This window comes from Oceanobacillus locisalsi, assembly GCF_042675985.1.
In the GTDB taxonomy this organism is placed as follows: domain Bacteria; phylum Bacillota; class Bacilli; order Bacillales; family Amphibacillaceae; genus Oceanobacillus; species Oceanobacillus locisalsi.
The window spans coordinates 10,111-26,382 of the sequence record NZ_JBHTKK010000025.1 but is presented as its reverse complement, the minus strand read 5'-3'; the positions used below and the strand labels follow the sequence as shown (position 1 = coordinate 26,382).

Annotated in this window: 12 protein-coding genes; 1 reads left to right on the top strand and 11 read right to left on the bottom strand. The window is 37.9% G+C overall.

Going from position 1 to position 16,272, the window contains the following annotated elements:
• Position 1: 1 nt before the first annotated feature.
• From ACFQ19_RS16610 to ACFQ19_RS16565, 10 genes are all read right to left on the bottom strand, one after another.
• A complete protein-coding gene (locus tag ACFQ19_RS16610) occupies positions 2-310 on the bottom strand; it encodes a PTS lactose/cellobiose transporter subunit IIA (RefSeq protein ID WP_379593773.1) in 309 nt (102 codons plus the stop codon).
• Positions 311-461: 151 nt separating this feature from the next.
• Positions 462-1,745 carry a PTS cellobiose transporter subunit IIC gene (gene celB / locus ACFQ19_RS16605; protein WP_379593772.1) on the bottom strand — a complete coding sequence of 428 codons (1,284 nt, stop codon included), beginning with the start codon at positions 1,743-1,745 and terminating at the stop codon, positions 462-464.
• A gap of 21 nt (positions 1,746-1,766) precedes the next feature.
• Positions 1,767-2,075 (bottom strand): PTS sugar transporter subunit IIB, encoded by a 309-nt coding sequence (locus tag ACFQ19_RS16600; protein WP_379593771.1) that lies wholly within the window; start codon positions 2,073-2,075, stop codon positions 1,767-1,769.
• 563 nt (positions 2,076-2,638) lie between these two features.
• Positions 2,639-4,081 (bottom strand): glycoside hydrolase family 1 protein, encoded by a 1,443-nt coding sequence (locus ACFQ19_RS16595; protein ID WP_379593770.1) that lies wholly within the window; start codon positions 4,079-4,081, stop codon positions 2,639-2,641.
• Positions 4,082-4,259: 178 nt separating this feature from the next.
• On the bottom strand, positions 4,260-5,618 hold the full coding sequence (gene celB / locus ACFQ19_RS16590; protein WP_379593769.1) for a PTS cellobiose transporter subunit IIC: 1,359 nt from the start codon (positions 5,616-5,618) through the stop codon (positions 4,260-4,262).
• A 17-nt stretch (positions 5,619-5,635) separates the two neighbouring features.
• Positions 5,636-6,142, bottom strand: a complete 507-nt coding sequence (locus ACFQ19_RS16585; RefSeq protein ID WP_379593767.1) for a hypothetical protein — start codon at positions 6,140-6,142, stop codon at positions 5,636-5,638.
• 10 nt (positions 6,143-6,152) lie between these two features.
• Positions 6,153-6,479, bottom strand: coding sequence for a PTS cellobiose transporter subunit IIA (locus ACFQ19_RS16580; protein ID WP_379593765.1), 327 nt, complete (start codon positions 6,477-6,479; stop codon positions 6,153-6,155).
• Positions 6,480-6,707: 228 nt separating this feature from the next.
• A complete protein-coding gene (locus ACFQ19_RS16575; RefSeq protein ID WP_379593763.1) occupies positions 6,708-7,040 on the bottom strand; it encodes a PTS cellobiose transporter subunit IIB in 333 nt (110 codons plus the stop codon).
• Positions 7,041-7,085: 45 nt separating this feature from the next.
• Positions 7,086-8,516 (bottom strand): 6-phospho-beta-glucosidase, encoded by a 1,431-nt coding sequence (locus ACFQ19_RS16570; RefSeq protein WP_379593762.1) that lies wholly within the window; start codon positions 8,514-8,516, stop codon positions 7,086-7,088.
• Between the two features lie 255 nt (positions 8,517-8,771).
• Positions 8,772-10,700 (bottom strand): BglG family transcription antiterminator, encoded by a 1,929-nt coding sequence (locus tag ACFQ19_RS16565; RefSeq protein WP_379593761.1) that lies wholly within the window; start codon positions 10,698-10,700, stop codon positions 8,772-8,774.
• Positions 10,701-11,022: 322 nt separating this feature from the next.
• Between ACFQ19_RS16565 and ACFQ19_RS16560 the strand changes: the two genes are divergently transcribed.
• Positions 11,023-11,238, top strand: coding sequence for a helix-turn-helix domain-containing protein (locus ACFQ19_RS16560; protein ID WP_379593760.1), 216 nt, complete (start codon positions 11,023-11,025; stop codon positions 11,236-11,238).
• 105 nt (positions 11,239-11,343) lie between these two features.
• Here the strand turns inward: ACFQ19_RS16560 and ACFQ19_RS16555 are convergent, their stop codons facing one another.
• Entirely contained in the window at positions 11,344-15,696 is a 4,353-nt protein-coding gene (locus tag ACFQ19_RS16555) for an AAA domain-containing protein (protein WP_379593758.1), read from the bottom strand.
• Between the last annotated feature and the right edge of the window lie 576 nt (positions 15,697-16,272).

The following is a 16,272-nucleotide window of genomic DNA, read 5'->3' as shown; positions in this document are numbered from 1 at the left end:
CCTAATTTTTATGATGATATAATTCAATAAACTCTGTTGCTAAATCACGAACAGTCATCGCATTCATTAAATGATCTTGAGAATGGATTAATATAATATTAATTTCAGTACTTTTTCCATTAGCTTCTCTCTGAAGCAGGTTTGTTTGAAATTCATGTGCCTTATTTAGTTCCTCTCCTGCTTCTTTTAATTTACTTTCTGCCCCTTCAAAATTTCCTTCTTTTGCTTCTTGAATGGCCTCCATTGCACTGGAACGGCCATTTCCTGCATATAAAATGATTTGAAATGCAGTTTCTGTAATATTTTCCATGCACTTTCCCCTCTTTCAATAGCTGAGATCCTATATTTTATAAATAGGATTAGATTGGTCCTGTTATAACAAAGAGACTATTATCTTATTAAATTTGGTAAATAATAATGAAGTATTATATTCTGCTAAACAAATATCATCGTGCTGTGCTTTATTCGTTACTGTTTTTCTCATTCTCATAGTAGCTTTTATCAATAATTTTAAGGAAAGGCCACCAAATTAACATAACGACTACTAAATTAAATGCTTGTAGTACCGCTCCCTGCCATGCATTTCCTGTTGCCAAGAATCCGCTAAGAAGTGGAGGAGTCGTCCACGGCACAATAATTCCTGCTGGTTTTGGTACAAGTCCCGTTGACATGGCAAAGTACGTAATAATCGTGACAACAACTGGTGCAAGAATCCAAGGAATCAAAGATAATGGATTCATAACTATTGGCAACCCAAAGATAATCGGTTCATTCACATTGAATATACTTGCTGGCGCACCTAGTTTGCCCAGTTCTTTCATCTGTCTGCTACGGCCAATTATTAAAATTAGAATAATAACCGCTAACGTCATGCCGGTGCCGCCCATACCAACTAAGAATGTATCGATAAACTGTTTTGTAACAACGTTGGGTATCTCTTGACCTGCTTGGAATGCTTGTAAGTTTTCATTATTCAATGCGTACCATATTGGGTCAAATACAGAGTTTATGATAATTTGCCCATGCAGTCCAAAGAACCAAAATACTTGGATTAGAAGAACCGCAATAATTGTTGCTGGTAAGCCGCTCCCAAGTGCAGTCAATGGCTCTTGAATAAGCGTGTAAATAAAATTTTGTATTGTATCGAACGTTGTAAAGCTAAATGCAATTCGAAAAACTAAAAAGATGGATAATGTCAAAGCAACTGGTATTAATGCACTAAATGATTTAGAAACCTGATCTGGAACTCCTGCCGGCATTTTAATAGTCCAATTTTTTTGAGTAAAAAAGCGATATAACTCCGCCGAAACAAATGCTGTAACAATCCCTAAGAACATTCCTTCTGCTCCTAAGCTTGCAGCCGGAATTGCACCTACAACACCTTCCAGAACTTGTGGCGTTAATATTAAGAACGACGCGATAGCAACTGCTCCGCCGTAAATTGCTTCCAAACCATATCGCTGCGTTAACTTATAACCAATTCCAACAATAACAAATAACCCCATTAAACTTAATGTTGATTCTGATGCTGGTGCTAAGGCATTTTGATAAGTTGCAAATGCTTCTTCTCCAATCAACCTATCTAAGAAAGGTAAGTTTGCCAAAACAACGAAAATGGAACCGAAAATAATAAATGGCAAAGCAACCATGAAACCATCACGTAAAGCTGTCAAATACCTATTGTTATTTAATTTATCTGCAATTGGTAACAGAATATTTTCCAAAAGCTCCATAAATCTATTCATTTATTACCCCCCCTTTGACAGTTATTTATCAATCATTTCTAAAGCTTGATTTAAAACAGCTCCCCCATCTACACGTCCATAAGTCATTGGATCAATAATATCTAATGGCACTCCAGTCTGTTCTGCGATGGGAGCAAGTTTCTTCTTCATAAATCTCATTTGTGGACCAATTAAAAGGACATCTGCTTTTTCTAATTCCGTTAGTGCTTTATCTTGTGCTACAGCCCATATATTTACTTCAACCCCTTGAGCTTCTGCTGCTTCTTCCATTTTTTTAACTAAAAGACTGGTTGACATACCTGCTGAACAGGCTAATAATATTTTTTTCATTTGTATCTCCTCCTTGTTTGGTTACCATAATTATGTTTGTGGACTACTATTATCTTAATATCAAAGCGCTTACAACTAAATACATTGTTTTTCCTCCATGAAGAGGAAATGCTTTAAAAATTGTTGGACAATTGCTGGTGTTATTTTGGTTTTATTTGGTATCATGAATTAGTTTAAACATATCGGATTAGTTGTTAATACTATGGAATAGTTAATCAAACTAGTATTGTATCAAATAATTCGATGAATGCATGGCAAAAAAGCTGTTATCGATTCGTCTTTAAATCGGTAACAGCTTTTTATCGTTTTTGGTCATGATGCCCGGATTTATCTTTTTTTCTGTTTCATTTAATCACGAGGACATTCTCCAGTGTTTTAATATATATATCAGAAAACATTGAACATTTAATCGGCGAATCTACACTTTCTCATTCACTATTCTACCCTCACATTCACTAATTTTTTCAAGATTCACCATATTCGGGATTTTCAACTTTTGGTTGCATATCCTGCCATTCGCAGAATAAGCTGTATCCCTATAGAGATACAGCTTATTCAGTATACTAGTTGAGATTTTCCCCATTACTTGCAATGACATCTTTATACCAATAGAAACTTTTCTTCCTTATTCGACGAAGGTCATGCTCCCCTTCTTCGTGTTGATTGACATAAACAAGTCCATAGCGTTTTTGGTAGCCATTTAGCCAGCTGAGTAGATCTGTAAAAGACCATACACAATAGCCAATCATTTCTGCTCCATCTGTTATAGCTTCTTGAATAGCCTTTAAATGAGTACGAATATACTCGATACGATAGTCATCTTGAATGGAATCATCATCTTCTACCTTATCGTATTCGCCCAGACCATTTTCACTTATTAAGATGGGTAGCTGATAACGGTTAGTGACTCTCCGAATACCGATACGCAGCCCTTGTGGATCAATATTCCAATCCCAATTAGTCCTTTCTAAATTATCATTGGTGACGGTTTTGTATACGCCCGGCAACCCCGTATCTTCCATCGTTCCTTTTTCACCCGTAGTGTTGAAGTGACCATCGAGGGTAACACCGTTTAAAGGATTTTTCTCATAAGTAGTCGTTTGATAATAATTAATACCCATAAAATCCGGTTTTCCTGCTTTTAATAATTCCAGATCTTCCTTTTCTATTCGAGGGGCAATCCCGTTTCTGGTAAGATAATTCCAAGCAACTTGGGGATACTCTCCCCATGCATATACGTCCATCCACCAATGGCTAGTGAATTCCTCAGCATTATCAGCTGCAAGTACATCCTCTGGTTTGGATGTTTTTGCATATGCTGGTGAATAGGCAAAGCTTGGTCCTATTTTCCCGTCCGGAACATACTTGCGAAATGCCTTTATAGCAGCTGCATTGGCTAAACTAGCATGATGATTGACTTGATAATATAATTTGTCATCTTTTTCTCCAGGTGGATGCATCGCTGTTTGATAACCTAAACGAGTAAAAATGTTTTGCTCATTTAACGATACCCAGTATTTCACACGGTCACCGAACGCTTTAAATAATGAAATACTGTAGTTTTGGAAATCCTCTACAATTTGTTTGGACTCCCATCCGCCATATGCATCTTGTAATGCTTGAGGTAGATCCCAGTGATAGATAGTAAGAATCGGCTCAATATAATGCTTGCGTAATTCATCAATTAAATGATTATAAAAGTCAATGCCTTCTTGATTTACTTCTCCTTTTCCGTGGGGGAAGATGCGCGTCCAGGCTACAGAGAAGCGATATGTTTTCATTCCCATTTCTGCCATTAATTGAACATCTTCTTTATAACGATGATAGTGATCTACTGCCACATCGCCATTAGTCCCTTTAAATGTCTTACCTGGGACACGTACAAACGTATCCCAAATGGACTTTTCCTTTCCATCAACATTCCATGCGCCCTCTACTTGATAGGCTGCAGATGCTGCTCCCCACAGGAAGTCGTTTGGAAAAGACTTCAGATTTTCATGTATCATGAATAGGTTCTCCTTTGTTGTTTAGATTGAATCATACGTTCAAAGGACGTACCCGGAACCATATGATAGTTTCCATTGTCCTTACACATATTGTTTTAACCAATACCATATCATCTTTTATCTTCCATTAAGGTAACAACTATTTAAGTTGGTATGACACAATAATCATTCATCCTATTTAAAGAACGGATTCTCCACCTTCTTCTTGAACGACCAATTTGTTGTCATACATTTTAATAAATGGCAGCCAAATGAGAAAGGCTACAACAACACAAATCAATGCAACAAGAATTGCCATATAATCCCCGCCTGTACTAATAAAAGCTCCCGCTCCTGCCGGCGTTGGCCAAGGCATCATAGCGATAATTGGTTGAACAAGATTTAACTCAATGGTCCAATAAGCGATGGAAGCTGTTGCCATTGGCGCTACAAAAAACGGAATGGCTAAAAATGGATTATAAACAATTGGCAAACCGAATATTAATGGTTCATTAATGTTAAAAATACCAGGAACGACAGCTGCTTTTCCTAACACTTTTAACTGTTTTGACCTAGCTAAGAAAGCAATAAACACAACTAAACCTAATGTTGCTCCGGAACCGCCAATCACGACAAAAGCATTCTGAAATTCACCTGCGAATGGAATATTTGCCCCATCTGCGTTGGATTGTAAATTGGACATAACAATAGGGAAAAGAAATCCCTGATAAATTATATTGGCACCATGAATACCAACAATCCAAAGTGCATGGATTAAGAAATAAATAACCATGATACCGAGCCAACTGCTGGTTAAATTAACAACAAATCCAAAAGGTAGAGCGATTACTTTAAAGATATCTGTACCAAAAGCAACCAAGATACCATTAATCAATAAAACAGCAATCGCAACAATAAATGCTGGTATTAATGCCGTAAATGCATTAGCCACACCAGAAGGCACGGATTCTGGCATTTTGATAACCCAATTCCTTTTCACACACAGTCTATATAGTTGCACTGCTAATACAGCCATAATAATAGCTGAAAAAATGCCTGATGCTCCTAAACGACTTACACCATCTTCAACCATTTCCCAACCATGAATAATGGCTGTATCCTCATTAATTTGATTTACTAAAGTCATGCTTCCATCTTCTATAACGATTTGTGGAATCGTCATAAATAAAGCAAACATCGATAATAAAGCGCCACTGATCGGACTTACATTTAATTCTTCTTCCTCCGCATATATTCTTGTATATTCATATCCTACAACAAGTCCAAAGTATAGTGCTAATAAACCCATTGATGCTTTATTTGCCAACATATACAAATCACTAACCCGGAAAACGGTTTCATTAAAGAAACCTTCTAAAAACGTAAATGTTTCTGGTAATACGTTAAAAACTAAGAACATAGAACCAACGATAACAAATGGAATACTAGCCATCCCAGCAGCCATTATAGAACGTACAATACGCCATGAAGCAACTTTACTCATAGGGCCTAATAGATACTTTTCCATCATATCGAATATCTTATTGCCTGAACTCATGAAAATTCTCCTTCCAATTATGAATGAATAACCTCTTCATATTTTTTAATACGACTATAATGCTTGTCTTCATCGTGTCTAATTAGGTATAAACGATAGAGAATGAACCCACTTAGCACTACTCCGATTCCCAATACGCCTAAAACCAAAATTTGAGAACTTGTTTGATTGACAAGAAATGGATATAATTGGGTAAACGAAGAGGAAAAACAGGTCATTATCATTAACAAAACATTTGCTATAAACAACGTGCTGAAGGAATATTTGGTATATGTGGCTTGATTCGTATGATGACTCAATATTTTTACCTGCTCTACGACACTACATAATACAGCGATTATTAATAGTAATGGAATAAAAAATAAAGGTGAATCACTCATTAATAATGAAGTCAGCCAATATACATTTGTAAAAAAGAATAGTGCAGAAACGTATCTTACCAGTAAATACCGATTAAAATACATTGATTTTATACTGAGTTTTTTCTTGTTTTTTTCAATCTGCGCCCTTTCATCTTTTTTCATGGAGAATCCCTCATTTATTATCTTTTTCAAGCCTTTCATACAGATGTAACATCTCCAACGCCACTTCCCTTAATGTCATCGTGGTCATTAAGTGATCTTGAGCATGGACCATAATGATTTCCATGTTGATGTCTTCTCCAGATGTGTATTGTTGAATTAAATCAGTTTGAGATTGATGTGCCGACAATAATTCTTCATTGGATGCTTCTAGCTTATCTGCAGCATTTTTAAATTCACTATTTCGCATCATTTTAAATGCTTCGTGTATCATTGTTCGTGATGAGCCACTATGCAAAATAATATCAAACGCAACGCTTTGAATTTGGTCTTGTTCCATTGATGTCTTCCTCTCCTCTATCTAACGTCGGGGTATAAATAATAAAATATTACATTTTAGTCCCTCTTTTGGTTTATATGATGAATGAATCTTCCGGTGATTAAGATGCTATGATGGAGACAAGCGGAAAACAGGGGATTCGTCTCTCATCCCAGAATTCTTTAAGAGATAAGATGACACGCAGCACTTTTCCCTGTACCACTTGATTCATAACACAGATGTATATTTCTATTTAACTTCTCCATTCGGAAGGGATTCCAAAATCACGTTCCCTAACTTCTCTACACCCATCGGAATAGGAACATATGCCTGTGGCGGGATGTTTTCAACTGGTTTACCTACTCGATCACCAGCTTTTTTAAGCCCGTCATAATACATTTTTGTCTGAGGACTCACTAAATACAGATCATAACTAGCTTTTTCAATTCTTTTTCTACCTTCTTCGGTGGATGTAGCATCTACTTCCATATCGTATCCTTTATCTCGCAAAAACTCTGTGGTCTTCTTGGCCATTAAGGAAGATGACATACCACCTGCACAAATAATTAAAACATGATTCATTTTGAATTCCTCCATTCCATTATTTTTATAAAATAGTACGTGTATCTATAATGTCTCCCCATTGGAGGCGATAACCTCTTGATACCAATAGAACGAGTCTTTACGATAACGTTCTAACGTGCCATTCCCTTCATCATCTTTATCAACGTAAATAAAGCCATATCGTTTGTTCATTTCACCTGTACCTGCTGATACTAAATCAATGCATCCCCATGGCGTGTAACCCATCAGGTCAACACCATCTTCATCTACTGCTTTTATCATCTGCTCTATGTGCATACGAAGATATTTGATACGGTAATCATCATGAATTCTTCCATCATCATCGAACTTGTCCACTGCTCCCAACCCATTTTCTACAATGAATAGAGGCAAATGATACATATCCGTGAACCAATTCAACGCGTAGCGCAGTCCTTCAGGATCAATAGCCCAGCCCCAATCAGAAGTTTCAATATATTCATTTCTCACAAGATCCTTCGATTCATTGTAATCATAAGTTTCATCTGACTGATCATGGCTAATTGCAAATGACATATAATAACTTAAGCCAATATAATCAACGGTACCATTTTTTAATATTTTCAGATCTTTTTCTGTTACATCTAAGTTAAATTTTTTACGTGCAAAATACCTTGTCATATGCCCTGGATATTCCCCAAGGACATGAACATCGGTAAAATAATAACGTTTTTGCATGGCCTTTTGCGCTTTCAACATATCCTTAGGATGAGAAGTAGATGGATATATTGGACACATCGCAATCATACATCCAATCTGAAAGTCAGGATTAATTTCATGACCAATCGTTACTGCGCTTGCACTCGCAACAAGTTCATAATGAGCAGCCTGATACATGATTTTTTCACGATTTTCTCCTTCTTCATATTTGATTCCTGAATTAGTGAATGGAGCAAAATCATCATGATAATTCGCCTGGTTATTAATCTCATTAAACGTCATCCAATATGTCACTTTATCTTGATAACGCTCAAAACATACTCGGGCAAACTTCTCGAAAAAGCCAATGAGTTTACGATTTCTAAATCCGCCATACTCCGTTACCAAGTGATAAGGCATTTCAAAGTGAGACAATGTAATGACTGGTTCAATTCCATGCTTCAAACATTCATCAAATAAATTATCGTAAAACTTTAATCCCTCTTCATTTGGTTCTGCTTCGTCCCCATTCGGGAAAATACGTGACCAGGCTATAGAAGTTCGAAAGCACTTAAACCCCATTTCAGAAAATAGTTGAATATCTTCTTTATAGCGATGATAAAAATCTATTGCTTCATGATTGGGATAATTTTTACCTTCTATCACGCCATCAGTAATTTCACGAGGAATACCGTGAGCTCCTTTCGTCATCACGTCAGCAACGCTTACTCCTTTGCCACCTTCATTCCAGGCACCTTCTAATTGATGTGCAGCGACTGCTCCACCCCATAAGAATCCATCTGGTAATTTAGACATTTATTATCTTCTCCTTTCTGCCATTTTGGTTAAATCGCTTTCATTGCTATGCTAAAAAATAATATATACAGCAATTTTGTCATGAGGCTTTGTTCAAGCTCTAATCCTTTAATTATTATCTATTTGCTGTACCTTCACCCTAAAATAATAACGCTTTCATTTGTAGAGGGGGTTTTTCGGTTGGCAACAGAAATAAGTTAAAAACTATCTAAAAAAAGGGAAACTGTAGAACAACTTTACAGCTTCCCTTCCTTTTTATACCTTAGTTAGTACTTTTTTTATTTCAGCATAGGTTTCACATTGCAATAATTTTTGCATTATCGTCCGATTATCCAATAGCTTCACTAATACATCATACATTGGCTTTAAATCATCCATTTTATTTTGTGTGCTGATATTTAGTAAACAGATAAACTGAACTGGTTTTCCTCCCCATAAAATGGACTCTTTTAAGGTTACAATAGACCAAAAAGTTTCATCGGTTTGCGGGTTCATTGGGTGCGGGATAGCTACCAAATTGCCAAAGCTGGTAGTAGAATAAGCTTCACGCTCAAGAACAGAATCAGTAAAATTCGCATTGACCTTTCCCGACTCTAACAGCTTATTTCCTAAAAACGTAATGACTTCTTCCTTGGAAGAGAAATCCATTTTCAAGTACGTAAAGACTTCGCGCATATATCTTTCTATCATCTCGAGATCATTATGAACTAATTTCTCTATTTTACTTACATCCTGCTGTCCAAGCAAAGTACTTACTTGAATAACTGGGAGGGGTAATTTCTCAGGAATTGGGATAGTGCTGATAATAAAATCTACATTATGCAAGGATTGATGCTTTAAATTATAGTACTCTGTTGTACCCAAAATAGTTAATTCATCATCAAATTTTTCTTTTAATTTTAATAAAAGCAGTTGTGCTGTTCCTAAGCCAGAAGCACAAACAATTAGACAGCGTTTTTTATTCTTTTTACTTTTTTCCTGCCGTTCCAATGCAGCTTCAAGATGAAGTGCGATATATCCAATTTCATTCTCATCAATAGTTATATCCAGCTTTTCCTTAATCACGTCTGCACCGATAGCAAGAGCCGCTTCATAAGCAAATGGATATTTGTTTTTTATTTCTTCCAGTAATGGATTTCTCAGATTCATCTGATATTTATATCGGTTTATCGCCGGTTTTAAATGTAAACTCAACCCCAATAATAATTCTTCATCTTCTGATAGATTTAAAGAATAGGCATTATCAAGCCGTTCCAGAATAATTCTGGTTAGCCGCTGAATATCCACATCCAGAATTGATTTAATTTCTTCTATTTCCGAATCGGAATGCGTCTTTTTCGTCCCTTGTAAATGAATAGCTAAATACGCTGTTTCATTCACGGAAAAAGATACATGCAGCTTTTCTTCTATTTCTGACACAATCTCTTCTGCAATCGTATATTCCTTCTTATCAGTAATTTTACCAAGTTCTTCTTGATACATTTCTACAACTTCTTTATCACGAATCCGCTTACAAGCTATAGCAATATGAGTAATTAAATTATGCAAGCTGACATCGGTGATAACTGTTTTGTATTTTCTTAATTTGGATAAGATACTATCTCGAATCAATTCCATTTCATTCTTTGGTAATATTTCCATCCAATCGGATGCCTGATCAACCAAATTTGTCTTTTGATTAAAAATGTACTCGGAAATGCAAAAACGTATTTTCATTTCATCTCCATAAACTTTTATACCATAACCGGGTTTTTGGTCTAAAAACAAATGATAATTTTCCAATACTTGACGAACACTATTTAAATCACTTTGCAATGTCGAGCGGCTAATAAACAACTCGTCAGCAAGGTCATCCATTTTAATATAGGCAGATTGCAATAACAGCTTTTCCATTAAGAACTGGATGCGATCCTCAGGCTCCGTCGGGATAACCTGATCATCTTTTTCAGCTGCTTGCTTTAAAAAATGCTTAAATTTATCTTCATGGATAATATTTATCCGATACCCTTTTCCCCGATGCGATTCAATGGATGCCGTATCACTATTTAATAACTTACTTAATTCCTTCATGTCAGTCTGAATCGTTTTAGAGCTAACTTGAAGAACAACTGCAATATCAGCGCTAGTTTGTAATTCATCCGTTGTCAGTAACTGCTGGATAATTTGTTGCAGGCGAATATTCATTCTATTATTTCTCCTTAAATGGTACCAATTTTTATTAATCAGTATAGAATAGATGATTTTCAATGACAATTTTCATACAAGCTTATTTAGTATTATTATACTTTTACGAATGGTTGTTTATGGCAAAATAGAAATACATAGTTTGGCTGTGAAAAAATACTTGAGCGACAACGCAAAAAGCCTTGCTAGTCATCCATTAATCTATTAACCTCTTCATAATCCTTTTTCTTTATTCTTGGTACGTTTATTAGTACCACATTTCTGATTAGTATATGCTAATTTTTTTAGTATAGTCAAATACTTTTATCAGGTGGCCATCCAAATGGAAAAACGCATTGTTGTAAAAATTAAAGAACTGCTTATAAAAAATGATATTTCTTTAAGGGAGCTTTCTCGATTAACGGACATCCGACATGCAACATTGAGCGAGTTGTCTAATCATAGAAGAGAAAATATTAATTTCCAGCACATCGTCAAGATAGCGGAGTCCTTGGATATTCATGATATTAGAGAGATTGTTGATTTGGTGGATGAATAGCTAACAACATTCATAAATTTTATAAAATACAAAACGCCCTTGAGATTTTTCTAACATAAAATCTCAAGGGCGTTTGCTTTATTAGTTTAAACTTACAGTTCCAATCTACGTTCCAACACCACTATCCAAAACCTCATCCCCTCGCAACGGCTCAATCCCCATATCATCCAACTTCTCCCAAAGACCTTCCATCGCTTTTGTCCGATCAAAGTAGAATTCTCTGCCGCGAATACGCCAAAAACGCCAGCCGGCTCTTTCTAATGATTCCTGTCGTTGCATATCTTCCTCGAATTTTTCTGGACCATGCCACTTTTCACCATCACATTCAACTGCAAGGCGATCGCGCATGCCTTCCACAACCAGGTCAATGCGATATCGCCCTACATTCACTTGGGCTGTTACTTTATAGCCTTTGGCCAAGATCATTCGAAGTACATCAACTTCAAATGGAGAATCACATTTCTCTTCCAAATTGGCTACTTCTTCATTTAGCCTTGATGGTTGTCTGGAATAACTGAGCAATCGATAGCGTAAATCCTCTGGATTCAATTCTTCCAGATTGACCGAGTGATACAATCGCATCTGATTCTTGGCGCGGCTCGCTGCCACATTGATTCGCTGCTTTTCACTGTTTTTCGTCAGTGCACGGAAGTTCCGGTTACTGGCTACGACCATGGAAAGGAAAATGATATCACGTTCGTTTCCTTGCAGGGTATAAGCATTGCCGCAAATGATTTTCCGTTTGACGAATGCTTCATCGCCGATTTCTTCCCGGATCAGGACCTCCAGCAGGGCCTGTTGGTTGTTCCCTTGCAGCGTGATAATGCCAAATGTTTGTCCGTCATATTTGGGGTCCCGGACCATTTCTGCAATGTCTGCAACGATTTTTTCTGCTTCCGGCCGATTAATATCTTTGTTCTTGTCGTCGTTATAACCATCGTTTACTTTAATGGCCGTTACCGGTGGATCAATCTTTTCGTTCTCCACCGGCAGTCGCAGCGGAATCATTTCGCCGCCATAACTTAAGTCATTGGAAAATTGAATGATTTCCGGTACACAGCGAAAGTGTTCTCGCAACATCAATTTCCCTTCTTTTGGAAATGTCTGTTCTGCCATTTCATAGAGGGAGATGTTGCCATCAAATAAATTAGCATTCGGTATATCCGATAAATAGCGATGTACTAAGTCATGGACATCTTCCTGTTTTGTACCAATCGCTTGCGGGCTTATTTGTTCTTCATCCCCCACAACAATCATTTTCTTGCCCCGTAATAAGACATTGGCAGAGAACACGTCACATTGGCTGCTTTCATCAAAGATAACGACGTCGAACTTATCATTGGTAACTGGGAAATTTTCCATTACCTGATTGACGGGCATAATCCACACCGGAATGGCGCTCTGTGCGGTCTTCATCGACTCGCGCGCCCCTTCCAGCTGGACACGTGCATGTTTGCCGCTGCCTTTCCCAAATCGTTTAATGTAAGTCTTCCATGATGACAACGCACGTTTTTCTTTCTCCGAGATCCGCTCGATTTGCGTTTTCCAGGTGGAGGCTGAAACAATTTCGCGAATCAGTTGCTTCTGCTCCTGATGTTCCTGTTCTAACTGATCCTTCATGACTGCAATATTCATATCTTTTGTTTCATCCAGCCACGTCTGAAGCTTGCGGAGTTCAAATGCCTCCTTATACTGTTCCGGAAATTCCCAGGCCGTGCCGACGGAAGACTCCAGAGCTATTGCCGTCGCTGGCAGCAATGCACGTAAGTCATCCAACAGACGATAAAATGCGGTAACCTGCTCTTGTTTGTTCGCCAGCTCAATTCGCTGATCAATCAACTCGCTCCACGTAGCAGGATCTTTATTTTCAAGAGCTTCCATGAATTGATAAATAATTGGATGCATGTTCGCTTCCGTACTGACCTTTTGAAGAAATGCTAGCTCCTCCTGCTGGCGCTTCCGCCATTTTTCCAGCGCTATATAATGGCTCACAATATCTAATTCCTGCACAAGCGTTTGTAAAGCTGCAGGTTGGTAGAAGTCCATCATTTCTACTTGATCGGCGGTTAATTTGCCCTGAACAGCAGTAATAAAATCAAACAGTTCTACGATCGAAGCAATGGCTTTTACCGTTGCGTCTGCCTGATGGGGGAACCGGCCCGACATGTGATCAACAGTGTCATGGCCTATCTCTTCCATATTGCCATTAATCACTCTGGCCGTTTCCTCTTTTTGTACTGTATAAGCAAGATGAGTCTCTACCGCTTCTATATCATCTTGATTTTGAATCGGTTTCCCATTTAAAACTGGCTCCTGGAATAAATGTTTCGTCCGTTTGCCTTTCAGCAGAAAGAAAAACATGCCAGGCTTTTTTCCACTCTGGATCCGTTCTTTCGCAACAGCAATATCCGCTTCCAGCTCTTCCGTATTTTTATGCGGAAGACGGACATCATGGGCGATCAATTGATTATAAGATGCAAACAGCTGATCCACATTTTCCTGCTGCTCCTGGACAAAAGTACGCCACCGCTCTTCGCGGACACCGCCGGCCTTTAGATCTTCTATCACGTAGGCGTAAGCATCGTGTGTCAATAGCTCTTCCTTTTCCAGCACGTTCGCTGTACCCTCTTTCAATTGCCCGATAAAATCGGCATCATCCGTTAGACTGTACTTCTGAAGAATCTTTTTCCCTTCGTCCTCATACATATTCAGCTGATTTCCTTCTTCGACTAGCTGGTCAAAGGAACGGCTGCTCCGGATATGGTCAGTTAAGCTCGGTAAATGTTGATGCTGCAATGGTAAGTCAGCTTGGTTCAGCATATCCCGCAGGTTCCATAGCTCGCGAAAATCGGCCTGCTCCAACGGGAACGCTTTTTCCAAGTCTACATCATCTTTTATCCATTGGTAATCAAGATCAGTCTCAGCCAACCGCTTTGCTACGTCGTATTTGTATAACTTCTCCCCTTTATAATCAATCGGCGTACCTTCTTTTTGCGAGTAGGTTTCCAATTCATTATGTAATGCAGCCGTACGCCGCTTGCTTTTATCCATATCCGTTAAATGCCGGTCAATTTGATTTTCCAGCCAGGGCGGGTCCAATTCCCCCAGTTTTTCACTAAGGGTCCGAATCGATTTTTCAATCTCCTCCATCGACTCTCTGCCCCCGCCTAACACAGGGACACATAAATCCTGTATGGACGCTGGTATTTTATTCTTCAGCACCTTTAACGGATTTTCCTTTTGACTCGTGATTAAGATACGTTTCCCCTGTGCCAAAAAATGGGAAACAAGGTTCGCAATGGTATGCGTTTTCCCCGTTCCTGGAGGTCCCTGAACCGTGACCCCATAATTTCTTTCAACGCGATTGACGATTTCTTTTTGCTGTTCATTGGAAGCAAGCGGGAAGTATAAATAGTCTTTGGGTAAGGCAGAAGAACGATCGGCTTCCCCTTCATGAGCCGATTCCTGCTCCTTCTTTCCATCTAAAATGGACAGGACAGACTCCGACAGCTCAATTTCATTCGAATGGATCCCTTCAATAATATGTTCCAAATCATCTCGCAGCACACGCACATTCTTGGTCCGCAGCGCAAACATCGACGTGTTATATAAGACAGGATCATCCCGCAATTCGAATTTGTTATCTTCTGCATAACGCCCATTGGCATGAATTAAATGAATATATTGCTGAAATGCCTCTGTCATATCATCTGTTATCGAAAGTTCCTGGATTTCCGTCAATACCTTATTAACCTGTTCTTTATTCGGCAGACTCACACCTGACAACATCTCATTTTCAATGGCAATATCATCATCCACTTGTTTCGCTGCCACCACACCTTTTTGCGCATCTAATTCCATTTCCAGTTTGCACGTCACTAACGGATGCCGAATCGTTCCAACCTTTTTATCTGGATGCGCCCAAGTCAAGATACCCTTGCCAAAAACAAACTCCAGAGACTCCCCTTCTTTTTCAAAACGCGACATGAGTTCAAAGAAATTATTATATAATACATCTACTCTCTTCTTCTCTCTAAGATGATTCGCCCATTCTTTCCATTCAGCCATCCAATGTTGGAAAACTTTTACCCTTTCCGGATCATCTTCAAAATATTCCCTTACCTTTTCGCCATCACTATCCACTGTAACTTTTTCGGATTTGTATTCAGGGATAACATCTTCATTATGTATATCCGTTTTCACCCAATCATCCAGCACAGAATCAAATTTGGGCGATTCTTTGTCACGATTGGTAATCACCGGTTTATGAATCTCCAGGAAATTTTCTTCCTCCTCACATTCATCAAGCACATAGCAGCCATCCAACTGAGAAAAATCTTCCATAAACCAATGTTTATCATATTCCTTGTAATCCCTGACGACCTTTCCTACTAGATTATTAAGCTCAAGCAAATACTCAAAAAATCGAGCACCTTTATCTTTATTGACCTCTTCCAATGCTGACACCCCTATGTAAAACTTCTTTATTTATTGTTATGACCTTATGGTTCTTTTTTGGCAGTTAAGAAAGGATAAACTTTCTTACTGCATAAGTGCAACTAAGGTTGTCACCTAAAGGCTTGGTGACAACCAAGTTTTCTAATAACATTTGATTCTTTGATAAGATTCTCTTTCGTACCATTATACTGCTTTTCAGGCGGGAAATCATCTGAAGAATTGAAATTCACCTATAGATATAAATATGGTGGAAATGCTTTTATTTTAATATCTTTACCTTTATCCTCTGAATCGTTAATATACCTATGATAAATCTCATGGATTAAATTTAATACTTCTTCAATAATAAAATTAGGTTGTCTCTGTATATAGAGTATCAGAGCACCTAGTAATAAAGTGATGTATTTATTCAATCGAATTATATAGATATCAATATTAAAATCAATACGATTTCCTGAATAAGATATTAAGTAAACGAATGTGTCTTATCCCTAATAATACAAAGCGAGTCTGCCTCCAGTAAAAATGCATGAATACAGACCCGCTTGTTATTTTATTTATTGTTAATAATTTATG

Coding starts and splice junctions, on each gene's coding strand:
- celB (WP_379593769.1), bottom strand. CDS start 5,618: ATGAGTTCAGGCAATAAGATATTCGATATGATGGAAAAGTATCTATTA.
- ACFQ19_RS16575 (WP_379593763.1), bottom strand. CDS start 7,040: ATGAATCATGTTTTAATTATTTGTGCAGGTGGTATGTCATCTTCCTTA.
- ACFQ19_RS16570 (WP_379593762.1), bottom strand. CDS start 8,516: ATGTCTAAATTACCAGATGGATTCTTATGGGGTGGAGCAGTCGCTGCA.
- ACFQ19_RS16580 (WP_379593765.1), bottom strand. CDS start 6,479: ATGGAACAAGACCAAATTCAAAGCGTTGCGTTTGATATTATTTTGCAT.
- ACFQ19_RS16595 (WP_379593770.1), bottom strand. CDS start 4,081: ATGATACATGAAAATCTGAAGTCTTTTCCAAACGACTTCCTGTGGGGA.
- ACFQ19_RS16585 (WP_379593767.1), bottom strand. CDS start 6,142: ATGAAAAAAGATGAAAGGGCGCAGATTGAAAAAAACAAGAAAAAACTC.
- ACFQ19_RS16565 (WP_379593761.1), bottom strand. CDS start 10,700: ATGAATATTCGCCTGCAACAAATTATCCAGCAGTTACTGACAACGGAT.
- celB (WP_379593772.1), bottom strand. CDS start 1,745: ATGAATAGATTTATGGAGCTTTTGGAAAATATTCTGTTACCAATTGCA.
- ACFQ19_RS16600 (WP_379593771.1), bottom strand. CDS start 2,075: ATGAAAAAAATATTATTAGCCTGTTCAGCAGGTATGTCAACCAGTCTT.
- ACFQ19_RS16610 (WP_379593773.1), bottom strand. CDS start 310: ATGGAAAATATTACAGAAACTGCATTTCAAATCATTTTATATGCAGGA.
- ACFQ19_RS16560 (WP_379593760.1), top strand. CDS start 11,023: ATGGAAAAACGCATTGTTGTAAAAATTAAAGAACTGCTTATAAAAAAT.